This is a genomic window from uncultured Dysosmobacter sp. (assembly GCF_947631165.1).
Taxonomy (GTDB): domain Bacteria; phylum Bacillota; class Clostridia; order Oscillospirales; family Oscillospiraceae; genus Oscillibacter.
In genome coordinates this window covers 1-16,618 of sequence record NZ_CANRKH010000045.1, presented here as the reverse complement: position 1 = coordinate 16,618, position 16,618 = coordinate 1, and the positions used below count along the sequence as shown (strand labels likewise).

Annotated in this window: 13 protein-coding genes and 3 pseudogenes; 5 read left to right on the top strand and 11 right to left on the bottom strand. The window is 59.4% G+C overall.

Features of this window, described 5'->3' with window-relative positions:
- Nucleotides 1–74 precede the first annotated feature (74 nt).
- From Q0Z69_RS14560 to Q0Z69_RS14530, 7 genes and pseudogenes are all read right to left on the bottom strand, one after another.
- Nucleotides 75–374, bottom strand: a pseudogene (locus Q0Z69_RS14560) (type IV secretory system conjugative DNA transfer family protein); the annotation flags it as partial.
- Nucleotides 361–759, bottom strand: a complete 399-nt coding sequence (locus tag Q0Z69_RS14555) for a PcfB family protein (RefSeq protein WP_367272326.1) — start codon at nucleotides 757–759, stop codon at nucleotides 361–363. The gene Q0Z69_RS14555 and the pseudogene Q0Z69_RS14560, both read right to left, overlap by 14 nt.
- 127 nt (nucleotides 760–886) lie before the next feature.
- The gene (locus Q0Z69_RS14550; RefSeq protein WP_298035098.1) at nucleotides 887–1,600 is read right to left on the bottom strand and encodes an antirestriction protein ArdA; all 714 of its coding nucleotides are present in this window, start codon (nucleotides 1,598–1,600) and stop codon (nucleotides 887–889) included.
- 11 nt (nucleotides 1,601–1,611) lie between these two features.
- Nucleotides 1,612–1,963 (bottom strand): annotated as a pseudogene (locus Q0Z69_RS14545) (hypothetical protein).
- Nucleotides 1,964–2,363: 400 nt separating this feature from the next.
- Entirely contained in the window at nucleotides 2,364–5,624 is a 3,261-nt protein-coding gene (locus tag Q0Z69_RS14540) for an S-layer homology domain-containing protein (RefSeq protein ID WP_298035096.1), read from the bottom strand.
- Nucleotides 5,625–5,686: 62 nt separating this feature from the next.
- A pseudogene (locus tag Q0Z69_RS14535) lies at nucleotides 5,687–6,715 on the bottom strand (ParB/RepB/Spo0J family partition protein); the annotation flags it as partial.
- Nucleotides 6,716–6,980: 265 nt separating this feature from the next.
- Nucleotides 6,981–8,378, bottom strand: a complete 1,398-nt coding sequence (locus tag Q0Z69_RS14530; RefSeq protein ID WP_298035095.1) for a sodium:alanine symporter family protein — start codon at nucleotides 8,376–8,378, stop codon at nucleotides 6,981–6,983.
- Between the two features lie 256 nt (nucleotides 8,379–8,634).
- Here Q0Z69_RS14530 and Q0Z69_RS14525 point away from each other — a divergent pair, with 256 nt between their 5' ends.
- Nucleotides 8,635–9,564 carry a sugar phosphate isomerase/epimerase gene (locus tag Q0Z69_RS14525; protein WP_298035094.1) on the top strand — a complete coding sequence of 310 codons (930 nt, stop codon included), beginning with the start codon at nucleotides 8,635–8,637 and terminating at the stop codon, nucleotides 9,562–9,564.
- 281 nt (nucleotides 9,565–9,845) lie between these two features.
- On the opposite strand, the gene Q0Z69_RS14520 is transcribed toward Q0Z69_RS14525, so the two are convergent.
- From Q0Z69_RS14520 to Q0Z69_RS14505, 4 genes are all read right to left on the bottom strand, one after another.
- Nucleotides 9,846–11,849, bottom strand: coding sequence for an extracellular solute-binding protein (locus Q0Z69_RS14520; RefSeq protein ID WP_298035092.1), 2,004 nt, complete (start codon nucleotides 11,847–11,849; stop codon nucleotides 9,846–9,848).
- On the bottom strand, nucleotides 11,846–12,700 hold the full coding sequence (locus tag Q0Z69_RS14515) for an ABC transporter permease (RefSeq protein WP_298035091.1): 855 nt from the start codon (nucleotides 12,698–12,700) through the stop codon (nucleotides 11,846–11,848). The genes Q0Z69_RS14520 and Q0Z69_RS14515 overlap by 4 nt, the downstream gene beginning before the upstream one ends.
- The gene (locus Q0Z69_RS14510) at nucleotides 12,690–13,874 is read right to left on the bottom strand and encodes an ABC transporter ATP-binding protein (RefSeq protein WP_298035090.1); all 1,185 of its coding nucleotides are present in this window, start codon (nucleotides 13,872–13,874) and stop codon (nucleotides 12,690–12,692) included. The genes Q0Z69_RS14515 and Q0Z69_RS14510 overlap by 11 nt, the downstream gene beginning before the upstream one ends.
- A gap of 195 nt (nucleotides 13,875–14,069) precedes the next feature.
- A complete protein-coding gene (locus tag Q0Z69_RS14505; RefSeq protein ID WP_298035088.1) occupies nucleotides 14,070–15,053 on the bottom strand; it encodes an RluA family pseudouridine synthase in 984 nt (327 codons plus the stop codon).
- 105 nt (nucleotides 15,054–15,158) lie between these two features.
- Here Q0Z69_RS14505 and Q0Z69_RS14500 point away from each other — a divergent pair, with 105 nt between their 5' ends.
- From Q0Z69_RS14500 to rpmF, 4 genes are all read left to right on the top strand, one after another.
- Nucleotides 15,159–15,437, top strand: coding sequence for a hypothetical protein (locus tag Q0Z69_RS14500; RefSeq protein ID WP_298035086.1), 279 nt, complete (start codon nucleotides 15,159–15,161; stop codon nucleotides 15,435–15,437).
- Nucleotides 15,434–15,892: a hypothetical protein gene (locus tag Q0Z69_RS14495; protein ID WP_298035084.1), complete on the top strand. Its 459-nt coding sequence runs from the start codon at nucleotides 15,434–15,436 to the stop codon at nucleotides 15,890–15,892. Before Q0Z69_RS14500 ends, Q0Z69_RS14495 begins: the two co-directional genes overlap by 4 nt.
- Before the next feature lie 91 nt (nucleotides 15,893–15,983).
- Nucleotides 15,984–16,481 (top strand): DUF177 domain-containing protein, encoded by a 498-nt coding sequence (locus Q0Z69_RS14490; RefSeq protein ID WP_298035082.1) that lies wholly within the window; start codon nucleotides 15,984–15,986, stop codon nucleotides 16,479–16,481.
- Nucleotides 16,482–16,538: 57 nt separating this feature from the next.
- Nucleotides 16,539–16,618, top strand: an 80-nt coding sequence (gene rpmF / locus Q0Z69_RS14485) for a 50S ribosomal protein L32 (protein WP_298035102.1), incomplete at its 3' end; no start/stop codon positions are given.

The window sequence follows — 16,618 nt, the reverse complement described above, 5'->3', positions numbered from 1 at the left end:
TTTGCTATAATCAGTCATGTGCATAACCTCCTGTGCGTCCATGTATGTGTCATTTACACTTAGAATTATGCACTCCACCGAGCACTGCCGTATTCCACATCCTTTCTGTATTTTTTAGCGTTCTTTGCTTTACAGTACACAAAGAGCCGGAGAGCCCCGGCCCCTATAATCCCCACAAGCCAGTCAAAGGGGGCAAGCCCCGACGCGGGGTCGGCAAAAGCCGTGTTGATGGTCTGCGCCATCCCGATCAGCTTGTGGGCGAAGTCGGCCCCAGCCGCCAGCCGGTAGGCCGTCCCGATTTTCAAACAGGCCCACAGAATGAACAGGTAGGGGATATTAGGGACAAGGATTTTCTTCAAGCTACCTGTCCTCATGGGCTACCTCCAATTCACGCTCCCGGTGGGGCTGCTGCCGGGCCCGTTCCGTGGCCTGTTTCAGTTGCTCCATCATAGGCCGCTGCCGGGAATGGGACTTTTTCAGCACGCGCCGGGAGTATTCGGAAAAGCAGGTCGTGATGGCGTCGGCCTGCCCGGACTTGAAAAACAACAGGTGTTTGCCCTCGCTGGTCTTATAAAAGGCATAATCCACCTTCCATTTCCGGGCTACCCGGTCAAAGTCCTTCGGAGCCTCCACCGGGAGACAGCTTGTGTTCGCGCCGTGGCCTATGAGCTTTTTCACGCTCTGCTTGCCGTGGGGCTGCTGGTGGGCCTGCCGCTCTTTCTCAATTTGCCGCCCTGCCGCCCGGAGAGCGAGGGCCAGCGTCCTGGCCGTCAGCTTGCCGCTGTTGATGATCAGCGCGACTGTGCGCCGGGAAACATCTTCCTCCGCCAGTAATCAATCACCTCCATGAAAAAACCGCTTCGGGACACTTTGTCCCAAAGCGGCGCTATCGGTTGTCGTGGTCTTGCTCCGGGGCCGGTTTCGACGGCTCCGCAGCCGCCCGGCCTGATACCTCCTTGTAGGCCGCCAGCCGCTCCCGGATGGACAGCTTGGGGAAAGCGAACACCTTATGCTCCGAGGGAATGTCCTCCGGGCCGTGGTAGTGCTCCACAAACTTTTCACCCGTAGCCCGCACATAGCCACCGGGGGCAAGGTGGCCGGCCTCGTTGAGCCGCACATCCCGCCCGTAGTCCTCAAAGTTGAAATAGGGCAGAACATTCTCCGGCACATCCAGCATTTCCATTTCCTCCACATAAATCCGGCCCAGCGTTTCATCGTCATCGACGCCGGGGAAAAACTCGTAGCAATCCAGATTTTGCGTCAGATTGATAAGTTCCGCCACGCTGGATGTATGGTCGCCCTTGTTGATCACGGCCTCAAAGGTGGCGATCTCCTCCGGGGAGAGCTCGGAGAGCAGGCAGGCCAGATGGTTGAGCTCGTCCAAGCTGGCGTACTCGTACAGATGGTCATAGAGCCCCAGCACATCGCCGTCAAAGCTGGTGATAAAATACTCCTCATACCGCACACCGTCCACGCCGATCCGCTTCAGGAGGGCCTGCACCTCCTGGGTGCTGGTGGGAAACTTCAGCGTTTCCCCCACAAGCTGGCCCTCCGCGTATTTCCCGGCGTTGGTGATATAGGCTTCAAACAGGGACGGCATAGGAGCACCTGTCAGCCCCGGCTCCGGGGCCGTCCCTGGCCCTTGACGGTCAAAATGCTCAAGGGTGGTGGCGGTGATCCCCAGCCGCTGGGCCACGGCGATGTCGTTTTTCATGGCTTCGGTGACGGTATGGCCGCACACCACCAGCACACGGGAGCGCCGGAGCAGGTCACGGCTCATGTCGACGCCGTCCTTGTGTTCCTGGGGGACGGGATCATTGAGGAACAGGGGCATATACAGCGCGGGGCAGATAGGCGCATAGCCTGCCTCATACACCGCCCGGCAGTACCGGGCCGCCTGCTCCGCGTTCTCGCTGTCGCCGCCGTACCATGCGGCGGTAATATACGCGAGGGGTCGTTTCATGGTCAAAACCTCCTGAATTTTAATATGTTACGTTCAGCCCTATCCCCCCGCCCGCGTCGGCACAAGCTCCATATCCCTCGCTTCGCCGCAAACGGCAAAGCTCACTCATTTTGCTGTGCCTCCTTTTCCCACAAAGTCTTGCGACTTTGTGGGAGCCCTATCTTTCATGGGAAAGGGGGCGGCTCTGGAGGATATACCCCTGCCGCGCCGCTGGGGATAGCACAGCCGTGACCGCCCGTCAAGGGCAAGCCGCCGCACAGCGGCGGGGCCGTTGGCCCCCTTGACGGACGGCCCCGCCTGTGCAGGGATAACGGCGGCGACGGGGGATATATCCGGCAGAGCCCATCCGTTCTAACGAGGGCCGGGCAAAGGAAAAACCTTGGGACAAAGTGTCTCAAGGTCACTTGGCGTTCCAGTTCTTCTCCTCGCCCACATTGGCGGTGTGGGTGTTGGCCGCCTCCATCACGTCATAGTAGGCCCAATGGCCCTCGTCCATGTCGCTAAAGGTGTTGAGCCTGCGGGTGTTGGCGTCGATATACGCCTCGTCCGCCCGGCGGCCCAGCAGACGGTTGACAATGGCGACGACCTCGGAACGGGTGATATAGCGGTCTGCCCGGAATGTGCCGTCGCCGTAGCCCTTGATCCAGCCCCGCGCCGCCGCGTCCTTGATATACTCCGCCGCCCAATAGCCTGCGGAAACGTCGCTAAAGCTGGCATACTGCTCCATGATCTCCGCGTCCCCGTCCCCATACGCCTCAAAGAAACGGACGGCAAAGGCGGTAAACTCAGCGCGGGTGATGGCGTCGTTGGGGGCGAAGATGCCCTCCCCACGGCCATATACCACATCATAGTTATGCAGATAGCGCACATAGCCGCTGTACCATGCGTTAGCGGGAATATCCGTAAACTTGGTTTTCGCCGCTGTGGTGATGGTGTCGCCGTTCTTGTCCGCCAGCAGGCGTGCAAAGATCGCGGCGGCCTCGCTCCGGGTCATGTTCCGCTCCGGGCCAAAGGTGCCGTCCCCATAGCCCACGATGTAGGCCCCGTGCCGCTCCTTCTTCGCCACAGAGGGGACGGCCACCTTGCCCTCCTCGTCGGTCTTGCCGCTGGCGGTCTGGCCCATATCGGCCTTGACGGTCACATTCAGGCCCTCCTGGGGCTCCTTCTTATTGTCGGTGACGGTCACGGTGATCCGGTTGTTCTCGTCCATATCCACGCCGTCAGGCAGGGTAACGGTGATGTTGCCGGTCTTGCCGATGGAAACGCCAGCGCGCTCAATGGGGCGGCCCGTTTCATAGTCCTCCACCTTGACCGTCAGCGTCCAGCGGTCGCCGTCCGCGTCCTCATAGCCCGCCGTGGTCTTGCCCTCGTCATTGGTGACGCCGGAAGTGCCGGGAACGGTGAGCCGCCCGGCCTTATCCGTCTTGCCGCCGCTGAAATTGCCGTTTTTGTCTGTGACGGAGAGGGGCATATCCGCAATGGGGGATTTATCCTTCACAAGCTGGACGCTAACGGTGGTCTGGTCGGCATAGTCCAAAAGCCGCTTGTTGGGGAGCCGGATGGAAATGCTGTTATCCTCATGGAGCGCCACGGCAGCCCCGGAAACGGGATTTTTCGTGTCCGTGTCGGTGACGGTGACAAGGTAGCCGCCCACAATGGCCTCCCCGTGGGTGTCGGTGGTGGCGGTCAGGTACAGCTTTTCAATGGTGGCTGTACCCAGCTTTTCCCCGCAGTTGACGCACTCGGTATGCTTTTCCCCCTCGCTGGTGGTCGTGGGCTCCTTGTCCACGATCCAATCCCCGGCCTTGTGGCCCGTGGCCTCGGTGTAGTCGCCCTTGTAGCTGTCAGCGCACCGGGAGCAGGTAAAGACGGTGAAGCCCATCTTTTCACAGGTGGGGGCGGTGACTTCCTCCCTGTAGTCGTGGCCCAAAGCCTTTTGGAGCACGGCCCCGCACTTGGAGCAAAGCTGGGGCTCGGTACAGGTGGCGGGATCTCCGGGGGCGTGGCCGTTGGCGGCATCGCCCTCCAGACGGTGATACCCGCAGCGCACACAGCGGTACTCCGTCACGCCCTCGCCGGTGCAGGAGGCCCCGGCAACGGTGGTTCCCTCGTCCCAGCTATGGCCCAGCGGGGCGGTGTAGTCGGTGACGAAGCCGGAGCCGCAGCCGTGGCAGATATGGACGGTCTTGCCGCCCGCCTCACAGGTGGCCGGGGTGGTATGGGCCTCGTAGTTGTGGGGCAGCGCCGGGGTGATGTCCTCGATATGACGATCCCCGCATACCTCGCACTCCCGGACGGTATAGCCGGGGCTGGTGCAGGTGGCCGACACGGGGTAGGTATGATAGACGTGCTCCCCCTTGGGGGTGCCGGAGGTTTTTGCCTGCCCGCAGCGGGAGCAGAGCTCCAGCAGCTTGCCGTCCGTTTCACAGGTAGCCTCCCGGAGCAGGATGCCCTGCCATGCGTGGCCCAGGGCCGCCTCATAGTCCCGCTTCTCGATCTTGCCGCACTCGGTACACAGATAGCGGTCATAGCCCAGGGTCAGGCAGGACGCCGGGGTGCTGTCCAGCAAAATGAAGTTGTGGCCGTCGCAGGGCTGGCCGCAGCAGGAGCCGCCGCAGTTCTTGTCCTGACAGCCGCAATCCGGGTCGCCGCAGCCACAGCCGCAGGAGCCGTCCTCGCTGGTGGCCTCGTCCCGGAGCCACACATAGGCCACGCCGTTTTCGCTCATGCTCTCGCCGCTGTAGGTGTATGTGATCTCATAGTAGACCGTGTACTGGCCCTCCTCGGTGTAGTTGGGGGCGCTGGTCAGGGTGCAGGCGTCCGCCGAATTACCATAGCGGATGGAAGTACGGACGCCGGACTTGGACAGGTCTGTGACGGTCAGCGTATGGGGCTGGCCGTCCACCACGCCGTAGTAGTCCGCGATGACAGCCTTGGCGGTGACATACTCATACCGGCTGTACTCGCACAGGGTACAATGCTCCACAATGGCAAACCGGCCATTGGCGGGCTGGGGCAGAATATCTGTTTCCAGCGTGTGCCGCTCCAGCGCCGAGGATCTCTCATGGTTGGTGCCGTAGCAGAAGCAGCAGTAGGAGCCGCCAGTGGTGGTCTTGGTATGATACCGGCTGTCCGTGTATTCATAGGTCACGGTTTCCGGCAGAGCCTCCATAAACTCGGCGGCGCAGTCATACAGCCAGTAGACGTTTTTCCCGTAGCCGTAGTCCGATTTTCCCATGTTGCTGTTGATGGTGCCGCAGTTCTCACAGACGGCCTTCGTAAAATGATAGCCGGTATAGTAGGCATCCACGCCGGGGGTGCCGTCCAAAATGGTGCCTTTGCCCTCGCCGTCTACCATTGTACCGTCTGAATACTTGACGTTACGGCTCATAGCGGTCTGGCCGTCACGGGTGTATTCCGGGGTACGGAACGCCTCAAAGCTGGTGGGCTTGCCGCACTCGCCGCAGTTGAATGTCTCCCTTGTGACGGTGGCGTTGGCGTCCAGTTCGTTTGTGCGGTTGTTGGCGGTGAGCCAATGCTCGGCGGGGTCGTGGTAGCCGTCCACCTGTCCGGCAAGGGCGGCGGGGGCCAGCCCCAAACACAGAACCAGCGCCAGAAGCAGGGACAGGGCCCTGCGGGAAATATGGGATTTATGCTTCAAATCGCATCCTCCTTGTAATTGTGATGTATGGGCGGGCCTTTGGGACAAAGTGTCTCAAGGTTTCAGCCCCGATCCGCCTCCGGCGCTTTCTTTTCCGGGGGCTGCTTCTCCTTCCAGTCGTCCAGCAGGGCCATGATCTGATCCTTCATCTGGCGGGGAGTGACCTCCTTGCCAAAATACTTGTTCAGTTCATCAGTGGTGATGATCACGCGATCTACCTCCTTTTTTTCTTCACTCAAAATACCGTCGATCACGTCCCCGGTGAGTTTGCCAGCCTGGTCAAGCTCCCGGAGCCGTTTTGCCTGGGCCACGGACGGGGAGGACTGTTCCCCCTCGATGGACACGCCGATGAGCCGCTGATTTTTGGGGCGGATATAGGAAAGCTCCACGGCGGGCATGAAGCCCATCCTTTTTTCGTCCACCATGTTCAGAAGCTCCGGCACAAGGGAATTGAGCCGCAGATACCGCATGACTTTTTTGTAGTTCATACCATGCGCCTCGCCCACGATCTCCACGGAACGCTTGCCGATGTCGCCCTCGGCCACATTTTTCAGCCGCCCGCCCTGGTGCTTGATGTCCTCCACCTCCAAATCCAGCAGGGCGGCCAATTCGCTGGGGAGGGTGCGATCCCGCTGCTTGTTGCTGTCCTTCATAGCCTGGACAGCCTCATGGTCGCTCATATCCCGGACGATAAAGGGCATTTCCTCCAGCCCGGCCAGCTCACTGCCACGGCAGCGCCGGTGTCCGGCGATGATCTCATACCCGCCGCCCTCCTTTTCAGGGCGGGCGAGGCCGGGAACCATAACGCCGTTTACCTTGATGGACTCCACCGTTTCCTGCATTTTGGCATCGTTCTGTACCTTGAACGGGTGGGGCCGGAACGTATGGAACGGGTGAACCTCGGAGAGCTTCAGGTAAACCAGCTTGCCCTCGGCCACAGGACGAGGGGGAGGAACGGGTTCGGCGGGAGCGTCCACAACGGCAGGCCCGGAGCCAGGGCCGCCACCGGCAGGCTGCTCCGGGGTGTCCTTACTTTGGGACACTTTGTCTCGTTGTTTCTTATCCGGCTTCGGGGCGTCCCTGTCCGCCTTGGGCTTGTCCGTTTGGAGTGAGCGTGTGCCGAGAGACATTTTCACCTTTAGTGTCATTGACCAATTCACCACCATCACCGGGAATAGGGGGTTCGGATCTGTGCGTCACTTGGCCGGTAATGTCAATAACTTTCACGTTTTTGGCTTTCGGTTCAGCTTCGGGCTCAGTGATAGGGGCTTTATTGCCTGGATCTGCTTTTCCTCTTCTAAAAAAACAGGGGAGAGAGCGCACAGCTCTCTCCCTTTCTGTTTGCCGCTTCCGGGCTTATTTGACAGTCCGCTCAAAATCCGCCAGGGAATCCAGAGCCTGCCGTCCCATGGGGAGGATGACGATGATGTTGAACACGGTCATCAGCCCTACGCCTACGTCGCCCAGGTCCCACACGAAGGTGTAGGCCGCCAGGCCGCCGATGAACAGCATGACCAGGGCGATCAGCTTATAGGCGGTTTGAGAGGCCCAGTTGTCCCCAAAGAGATAGGCCACATTGGAGCGGGCGTAGAACAGGATGCCGATGAAGGTGGAGAAGGAGAACAGCCAGAGGATCAGGGCAATAAAGACCACGCCGAATCGTCCCAGGTGATATTCCATGGATGCCTGCAGCAGGTCCATGCCGCCCAGCCCCGCTACCCGCTCCTCCGGGGTCACCAGCATGATGAAGGCGGTGCAGCTGCAAATGACGATGGTGTCGATAAACACGCCCAGGGCCTGCAGCAGGCCGGTCTTGGCGGGATGGCTGGTGTCGCCTGCGGCGGCGGCACAGGGGGCGGAGCCGGAACCGGCCTCATTGGAGAACAGGCCCCGTTTCACACCGTTCATCAGCACCGCGCCGAAGCCGCCAGCCACCGCCTGACGGAGGCCAAAGGCCTCCTCGAAGATCCGCCGGAACACAGAGGGCATCATGGCGATATTCTTGACGATCAAAAAGATGGTCAGTGCGAAGTAGCACACCGCCATAATGGGGACCAGCACATCCAGAACCTTTACCGTGGCGTTTTTCCGCAGCACGATGACGGCGGCCAGCGCCACCAGCAGCACAGTGGTGTACAGCGGCGGGATGTGGAAGGCGTTCTGGAAGGCGGAGGAGACGGAGTTGCTGATGACCTGGCTGATGCCGCACCAGCAGATCAGGCCGGATACGGCGAACAGCACAGCGATGACGGAAAAGCGGCGCTTTCTGCCGGTTTTCTGCTCCACGAAGCGGTGGATGTAGTAGGCGGGGCCGCCGCGGAAGCCGCCGTAGAGGGGGTCGTTCTCCTTATAGAGCTGCGCCAGGGTCGCCTCCACAAAGGCAGTGGAGGAACCGATCAGGGCCGATACCCACATCCAGAACACCGCCCCTGCGCCGCCGCCGGAGATAGCGGCCACGACGCCGATCAGATTGCCCATGCCGACCCGGGTCGCGGTGGAGACGATCAGGGCCTGCACGCCGGAGATGGCATTCCCCTGGCCGCCGGTCCGCTTTTCGGCGGCGATGCGCAGCATCTGCGGGAAGAGGCGGACGGGCAGAAAGCGGGTGCGGAGCGTGAAATAAATGCCGGTGGGGATCAGCAATATCACCAGCAGGGAGAGGCCGACACATCCACCGCCAGGCAGAGGCAGGGTGAACAGGTCTCCCCACAGCAGGCGATAGACCTGGGAAATCAGCGCGATTATGTGTTCCATTGGAAGGTTCCTCCTGTATTTGATGGGACTGTGGCGCTGGGGGAGCTTGTCTGAAGTATGTCTTAGACAGTATACAACATACTGGCTTGTTTGTAAAACACTATTTAGGGCGGGTTAGGGCGGGGCAGCAGGAGCTGGCTTCTGACAGGGAGAAGATCGGCCCATGCTGCCCTGTTTGACAGAGGGGCGGGGAGATGATATACTCATGAAAAATGATCGCTCTGCCATTATGAAGGGCTAAGAAGGAGGCGTTTCCATGCGGCTTGCCGTTAAGACCTGCACACTGGACATGTCCTATCCAGACATGCTGGATTTCTGCCAGGCCCAGGATATCCACGCTCTGGAGATCGGCACCGGCAACTGGTCTGTCGCGCCCCACATCGACCTGGATGGGATGCTGGACTCTGAAAGGACCAGAAAGCGCTGGATGGATGAGATGCGGGCCAGGGATATCGAGCTGTGTGCCCTGAACTGCTCTGGAAATCCTCTGGCCTATGCTCACGACATGGAAGTGACGGAAAAGACCTTCCGTCTGGCGGAGCTGCTGGACGTTCGCAAGATCGTGATGATGAGCGGTCTGCCTGTGGGACGGAAGGGAGACCAGACGCCGGTGTGGATTACCACGTCCTGGCCGCCGGAGACCCAGAACATACTGGCCTACCAGTGGGAGGAGGTAGCCATCCCTGCCTGGAGAAGGCTGGCTGAGTTGGCCCATAACTGCGGCATTGAGCGGATCGCGCTGGAAAACCACGGGATGCAGCTGGTGTACAATCCAGAGACCTGCCTCCGGCTGCGGGACGCGGTGGGCGACGATATCATCGGCATGAATCTGGACCCCTCCCACCTTTTCTGGATGGGAGGTGACCCCATGGAAGCCGCCCGTGTCCTGGGAGAGCATCACGCCCTGTATCACGTCCACGGGAAGGACTCCCGGACGGAGCGCCGCTATATCGGCCCCAACGGTGTGCTGGACACCAAGCCCATCGATGCCTATGCCAGCCGGAGCTGGAACTATGTGGCCGTGGGCGCGGGCCATGGCGTGCAGTGGTGGATGGAGTTCTTTTCCGTCTGCCGCATGAGCGGGTATGACGACGTGGTCTCCCTGGAGATGGAGGACCTGACCCTTCCCATGCTGGAAGGACATTTGGCGTCTCTCCGAACGCTGAAGGAGGCCCTTGTTCTCTGAGACCGTCGAAAAAGTGGCATAGCCATTTTCGAGAAGGCTGCGCCTGCCGCGGCGCGCTCGTTGGCAGCAGCCAACTTGCACGTTTGCGGGCCGAGAAGTGTTTTTCCGACGTACACGCCGCTGGAAAAACGGATCAAGATTTTTTTCACGCCTTCGGGCGCGAACTCTGCGAGACTTTTTTGATATACAAAGCCCCGTCAGCCGCAGGCTGACGGGGCTTTGTTCCGTTCTAACAGGGAAAAGCCTCAAAGAGGCACAGCAGGAAATGCTGTACTGTCCGCTTAGATCCCCAGCTCCGTCCACAGTGTGTTGTACAAGCGGCGGGTCTCGGCGGGAAGGACCAGGTAGGCTTCGCATTGGTCCAGCACCTCTGCGGGAGCGGCCATGATCTCATAGATCTCCGGGTCCAGCGGCTCATCGTATTCCTCCTCATAGTAGGCGGGATACTGCTCCAGGGCTTCCTTGTTGGGGGAGGCGTACCAGATGTAATCCATGTTGGCCAGGCTGGCGTCCGTGGAGGCGATAAAGTTGATCCAGGCCTCCGCCTCTGCCTTGTGAGGGGCGTCCTTCAGTACGCACATGGCGTCCATGAACCAGTTGGAGCCTTCCTCCGGGACCACGAAAGCCAGGTCCTCGTTGTTCTCCAGCATGGTCAGGTAATCGCCGGCGTAGTAAGCGCCGATGGCGGCGTTGCCGCCCTCCAGTTTCTGGTAGATCTCGTCCATAACAAAGGACTGATACACGCCGTTCTTCTTGGCGTCCGCCAGCAGTTGAAAGGCCTCCCGCAGCTCGCCTTCGTCCGTGGTATTCAGGGAGTAGCCCAGATACAGCAGGGCGGTGGCCATGGCGTCTCGGGAGTTACGGAACATCAGCACGTTTCCGGCGTACTGCGTATCGAACATGGCGCTCCAGCTGGTGATGGGCTCCTCGATCATGGTGGTGTTGTAGATGATGCCGACGGTACCCCAGGCATAGGGGACCGTGTATTTGTTCTCCGGGTCGTAGGGCAGGTTCTTGAAGCGGTCATCGATCAACTGGAAGTTGGGGATGTTGCTGTAATCCAGCTCCTCCAGCATGTCCTCCTCGATGAGCTGGGAGATCATGTAATCAGAGGGCGTGACCACGTCGTAGTCCCCGGCACCGCTTTTCAGAAGGGAGTAGAGGGCCTCATTGCTCTCGGCGGTCTGGTAGTTGACGATGATGCCGGTCTCCTCTTCAAATTGGGTTATCAGAGACTCGTCGATATACTCGCCCCAGCTGCACACATTGACCACCGGCTGGGCATTGGTGGCGCCGGTCAGCAGAGCGACCGCCGCCACAAAGATGCAGGCCAGAGAGGCGGTGCCGCCCCAGCGCACCCACTTGCCCCGGGGAGTTGAGAGCGCGGCGGACAGCTTTTCCACAGTGGGACTGCGCCGGACTGCGGGCTGCTGCTTGCCCAGACGCTCCAGGCGGGCCTCCCGTACGTTGACAATGACCAGCAGCAGCAAAACGGTGAAGAACAGCAGGGTCGAAATGGCGTTGATCTCCGGCGTGACCCGCTTTTTTGTCATGCCGTAGATGGTCATGGCCAGGGTGGAAGAGGACGACCCGGCGGTGAAATAGCTGATGATGAAGTCGTCCACGCTCATGGTGAAGGCGGTCAGAGCGCCGGAGATGATGCCGGGCTTGATTTCCGGCAGGATGACCTTCCAGAAGGCCTGCATCCAGGTGCAGCCCAGATCCATGGCGGCGTCCACCAGGTTTTTGTCCATCTGCCGCAGCTTGGGAGAGACAGACAGGATCACGTAGGGGATGTTGAACGAGACGTGGGCGATCAGCAGGGTCCCGAAGCCCAGGGTCAGCCGGGTCGGCAGCTCGATCACGTCTTGTATCCCATTGAACCAGACGGCAAAGTCCGTCCACAAGCCGAAGAAGGCCACGAAAAACAGGCACATGGCCACGCCGGTGACGATATCGGCGTTCATCATGGGGATGTTGTTCACCGTGGTCAGCACGTTCCGGCTCCGCCGCCGCAGGGCATGGAAGCCGATGGCGGCAAAAGTGCCCGCGAACGTGGCAATGGCCGTGGCCAGAAGGGAGACGAGCAGGGTTGTGTAAACGCTTTGCATGATCAGCCGGTCGCTGAAGAGCTTTCTGTACCAATCCAGCGAGAAGCCGCTCCAGACGATATTGCTATTGCCTTTGTTGAAGGAAAAGACGATCAGCAGCAGGATGGGGGCGTACAGGAACAGGAACACCAGGACCGTAAAGACCCGGTTAAAGACGAAATTGCCCTTTTTCATAGCATCACCGCCTGTTCCTCGCCCTCACCGAAGCGATTCATGACCACCATGCAGACTACCACGATCACCATCATCACCAAAGAGATGGCCGCGCCCAGCTGAGGATTGTAGGCGCCGCCCAGGAACTGCTGCTCGATCAGGTCGCCCAGTATCATCTCTGTGCCGCCGCCCAGCATTTTGCTGATGGCGAAGGTGGACACGGAGGGGACGAATACCATGGTGATGCCGGAGAGGATGCCCGGAAAGGAAAGGGGCAGGATCACCCGGCGGAACACGTTGATGGAATTGGCGCCCAGGTCCCGGGCCGCCTCGATCAGGGAGTTGTCCAGCTTGATAATGACGGAGTAGATGGGCAGGATCATAAAGGGCAGGTAGTTATACACCATGCCCAGCACCACCGCTCCCTGGGTGTTCATCATGGGGAAGAACTGCAGCTCTGTGCCGAAAACGCGGTTGTACAGGCTGATAAGGCCGATGCTGCGGAAGAGCTGGTTCAAAAGGCCGTTGTTTTCCAGAATGGACATCCAGGAATAGGTCCGCAGCAGGAAGTTGATCCACATGGGCAGCATGATGAGCACCATGGCGATCCGCTGGAAGCCGGGGCCTTCCTTGCTCATCATATAGCTGACGGGATAGCCGATGGCCAGGCAGATGACGGTGGCGATGAAGGCCAGCTTGAAGGACCGGCCGAACACCACCGCGTAGGTGCCCATGTTGGAAAAGTTGTCTAGGGTAAAGCCGCCGTCAGCGGAGGAGAAGGCATAGACCACCACCATGATGATGGGAGCCACCACAAACAGCGCCATCCAGATCACATAAGGGATGGCGAATCTGGAGAGCTTATTCTTCATCCCCGCTCTCCTCCTCATCCAGCGCAAGGCTGGCGTCGTCCAGCTCGTCGTACTCCTCAGAGAAGGAGGAGTAGTCGCCGAACATCCCGGAGTACGCGCTCTTTTTCATCACGTGGATGCTGTCGGGGTCCAGCTTGATGCCGATGCGGGCGCCCACAGGGGAGTGGTCTGTGGTCTGGATCAGCCACTTGAAGCCCCGAAAATCCACGATAATGTCATATTGCATCCCCTTGAAGGTGACGTTGGTGACGGTGCCGGTCAGCTGGCCCTGCTCCACGGGGACGATGTCGATATCCTCTGGGCGGATGACCACATCCACCGGTTCGTTTTCGGCGAAGCCGCCGTCCAGGCAGGGGAACTGCTTGCCGTACATCTGGACCAGCTTGTCCCGGACCATCACGCCGTCGATGATATTGGATTCACCGATGAAGTCCGCTACGAAAGCGTTCTTCGGCTCGTTGTAAATATCTTCGGGGGTGCCGATCTGTTGGATGGAGCCCTTGTCCATCACCACAATGGTGTCAGACATGGTGAGGGCTTCCTCCTGATCGTGGGTCACATATATGAACGTAATGCCTACCTGCTGCTGGATGCGCTTCAGCTCGATCTGCATGTCCTTGCGGAGCTTCAGATCCAGCGCGCCCAGAGGTTCGTCCAGAAGCAGCACCTTCGGCTTGTTTACCAAGGCCCGGGCGATGGCGACCCGCTGCTGCTGGCCGCCGGAGAGGGCGTCGGGCCTGCGGTTTTCAAAGCCTTTCAGGCTGATGACCTCCAGCATTTCCATGACCCGCTCGCGGATCTCCTCCTCGGGGATCTTCATCATGCGTTTTCCGGTGGGGTCGCTGGGGTCGGGGCGTTTCTGCATTCGCAGGCCAAAAGCGATGTTCTCAAACACGTTCAGGTGCGGGAACAATGCATACTTTTGGAACACGGTGTTGATCTGCCGCTGGTAGGGCGGTACGTCGTTGATCCTCACGCCGTCAAACAGCACGTCGCCCGAAGTGGGCGTCACGAACCCGCCGATGATCCGGAGCGTGGTGGTCTTGCCGCACCCGCTGGGACCCAGTAGCGTGAGAAATTCTTTGTCATTGATGTAAAGATTGATGTTGTTCAGTACAGGTTCGTTGTCGTACGCCATGCAGAGATCCCGCAGGCGAATCAACTCTTTGGACATGTATCCTCCCCCATTTCTTTCAAATATTTTCTAAATTTTCTACCTCTTTTCGCAGTTGTAAAAGGACCCCCAGACGGCAAAGAACAACACAGGGACAGATCCCCGTCGAATTGTGCTTTGCTGTCCGAGAGTCCTTTTCTCGTTGAAATTCAGCAATTTGAATCATATAGGAAGAATCCCCAAAAGTCAAGGGAATTATCTTTTTTTTACAGGTATTTTTTCGGAGGGAAAATACTTCTCCCGGAAGGGGACCTCCGACACCGTGAATTCCCGGCCCCGCAGGTAGTTCAGCAGCCCCGCGTCAGTGGGCAGGGAAAAGCGCAGCTTGTAGGAATACAGGGCCTGCCGCGTCTCGCGATACCGCTTGTTCACCGCGCCCCGGCCGTATTTGCCGTCTCCCAGCAGGGGACAGCCCAGCTCCGCCATGGAAACGCGGATCTGGTGGGTCCGGCCCGTCAGCAGGCGGCACTCCACCAGAGACAGCTCTCCCCGGCTCTCCAGGGTCCTGTACAGCGTGACGGCGCTCTTGCCGCCGGGAACGGGCCTGCGGTAAAAGGCGACCTGCTTTTTCGCCTCGTCCTTGAGCAGAAATCCTTCCACCTTGCCCTCTGCGGGCCTGGGATGGCCCACGGTGACGCAAAGATAGGATTTCTCCAGCTCGTGGGTTTTGATCTTCTCATTGACGATCCGCAGCGTCTCCGCGTTTTTGGCGGCAATGACAATGCCGCCGGTGTTCCGGTCGATGCGGTTGCACAGAGCCGGGGCAAAGGCGTTTTCCCACTTGGGGTTCCACTCCTTTTTTTGATAGAGATACGCCTGGATGTGGTTGATGAGGGTATTTACCTTTTCTGTTTCATCGGCGTGGACAACCATTCCGGGACGCTTGTCCGCCAACAGAAGATTTTCGTCCTCATACACGATGGCCAGCTGCGGCTTGAACACGGTCAGAAAGAGATTTTCCTCATTGGGCTTGTCAAAGAACTCGTCGTTGATATATAATTGTAGAATATCTCCAGCGCACAGTCTGGCGTCCCGTTTGGAGCCTCTGCCGTTGACCTTGATCCGCTTGAGGCGGATGTATTTCTGCAGCAGGGCGGGGGGCAGAAGAGGCAGGCTTTTGGACACAAAGCGGTCCAACCGCTGCCCAGCGTCATTTTTTCCAATGGTGAATTCCCGCATAGCCGTCCTCCTGGGTGATGGATATCAGGTTCATTATAAGCTGTCCGCGGTCGGGTTGTAAAGCGATGCGGCGAGAATTTTTATCGAAAGGCAGGGAAAGCTTACATGGGGGAGAAAAATACGCCGCGGAAGCCGCGGACCAGGACCAATTATGTCCGCGTGCTGGGCGGCGGCTATCTGGTATATCTGGCCTGGCGCCTTTTCAGCGACGTGCGGAGCGGAAAACCGGATGGCGCAGCGGTGGGCATCGTTGCTGGCGTGGCGTTTGCCATCATCGGCGGCTGGCTGCTGTGGCAGGAGTGGAAGGTATACCGTTACGCCCAGGCCCATAAGGATGACCCGGAGACCTGGGCCTTGGAGGAGACAGAGGAGGAAGAGCCGTGAGAGCGGAGCTTTTGAAGGCCCTGGCTGCCGGCGGGGAGTGGACCGACCGCTTTCACCGCAAAACCTATTCCGCTGCGTTTCAGGAGTATATGGAGCGGTTCGGCCCCCTGTACACAGAGGCTGTACAGGCCGCCGGAGAGGACCTGGACGGTCTGGCAGACCAGCTGCTGGACGATCTGGCGGCGGAGACTGCCCGCCAGAGGTTTTGGGACCGGTCGCTGTTTCGGGGAAACGCCAAGCTGACAGCGGTGCAGTATCTCTCGCCCATGCTGCTGGAGCTGGAAGAGCCGGCCTGCGCCCGGTTTGCCGAGGCGCTGCAGGACCGCTGGGCCGCCCGCTGGCCCAAGGACGCCTACGGCATCACCACCTATGACAAGCTGCGCCGCAGCTTCAGCAATACCATCCTGGGCATCGATGTGGGCCGCTTGGCCCGCCGGCAGGAGGATGAGGAATAAAAACGAAAAAAACCGGCGTAATTTGAAAAAATTGTTTGACAATGAGGGGGACATCCCTTATAATACTTATCGTGTCATTGCGAGGTAAACTATGCTTTTAGATGTAAGACCTGTTCTGCACAGCCCCGGAAAGCGGCTGGGATTTCAGTTTGAGCTGGACCTGTCAGACGCCGAGTTTTCCGGCCGGTATCCTGTCAGCCGCCCTGTGGCGGTCAGCGGCCAAGTCCGCAATACTGCTGGCGTTCTGGAATTGGAGCTGACGGCCGCGACGGTATTGGACGCGGTCTGCGACCGCTGCGGCAAAGCCTTTTCCCAGGAAAAGACGGTGACGTATGGCTGCATGCTGGCGGAAGAGGTCCAAAATGAGGATAACGACGAGATCGTTGTGCTGGAAGAGGGCAAGGTGGATGTGGAAGACCTGGCCCGCACCGCGTTCATCCTCGGAATGGACACCAAAACACTGTGTTCGGAAGATTGCAAGGGATTGTGCCCCCGCTGCGGCGCCGACCTGAACCTCGGCCCCTGCTCCTGCAAAAAGGAGACGGACCCGCGGCTGGCTGTCCTGGCCAAGCTTTTGGAGAACAAATAAGTAATTTATAAGGACGGGCCACACTCCCGGGCCTTTGCAGATCAAGGAGGTGTCACAATGGCAGTACCTAAGGGAAAAGTATCCAAAGCAAGACGCGATAAGCGGCGCAGCTCCACTTGGAAGCTGGCGGCCCCCAG

What these genes read in the sequence shown, in the direction of transcription:
- Q0Z69_RS14550 (WP_298035098.1), bottom strand. Translation starts at nt 1,600, where the DNA reads ATGCCGTCCCTGTTTGAAGCCTATATCACCAACGCCGGGAAATACGCG.
- Q0Z69_RS14530 (WP_298035095.1), bottom strand. Translation starts at nt 8,378, where the DNA reads ATGGAACACATAATCGCGCTGATTTCCCAGGTCTATCGCCTGCTGTGG.
- Q0Z69_RS14525 (WP_298035094.1), top strand. Translation starts at nt 8,635, where the DNA reads ATGCGGCTTGCCGTTAAGACCTGCACACTGGACATGTCCTATCCAGAC.
- Q0Z69_RS14520 (WP_298035092.1), bottom strand. Translation starts at nt 11,849, where the DNA reads ATGAAAAAGGGCAATTTCGTCTTTAACCGGGTCTTTACGGTCCTGGTG.
- Q0Z69_RS14515 (WP_298035091.1), bottom strand. Translation starts at nt 12,700, where the DNA reads ATGAAGAATAAGCTCTCCAGATTCGCCATCCCTTATGTGATCTGGATG.
- Q0Z69_RS14510 (WP_298035090.1), bottom strand. Translation starts at nt 13,874, where the DNA reads ATGTCCAAAGAGTTGATTCGCCTGCGGGATCTCTGCATGGCGTACGAC.
- Q0Z69_RS14505 (WP_298035088.1), bottom strand. Translation starts at nt 15,053, where the DNA reads ATGCGGGAATTCACCATTGGAAAAAATGACGCTGGGCAGCGGTTGGAC.
- Q0Z69_RS14500 (WP_298035086.1), top strand. Translation starts at nt 15,159, where the DNA reads ATGGGGGAGAAAAATACGCCGCGGAAGCCGCGGACCAGGACCAATTAT.
- Q0Z69_RS14490 (WP_298035082.1), top strand. Translation starts at nt 15,984, where the DNA reads ATGCTTTTAGATGTAAGACCTGTTCTGCACAGCCCCGGAAAGCGGCTG.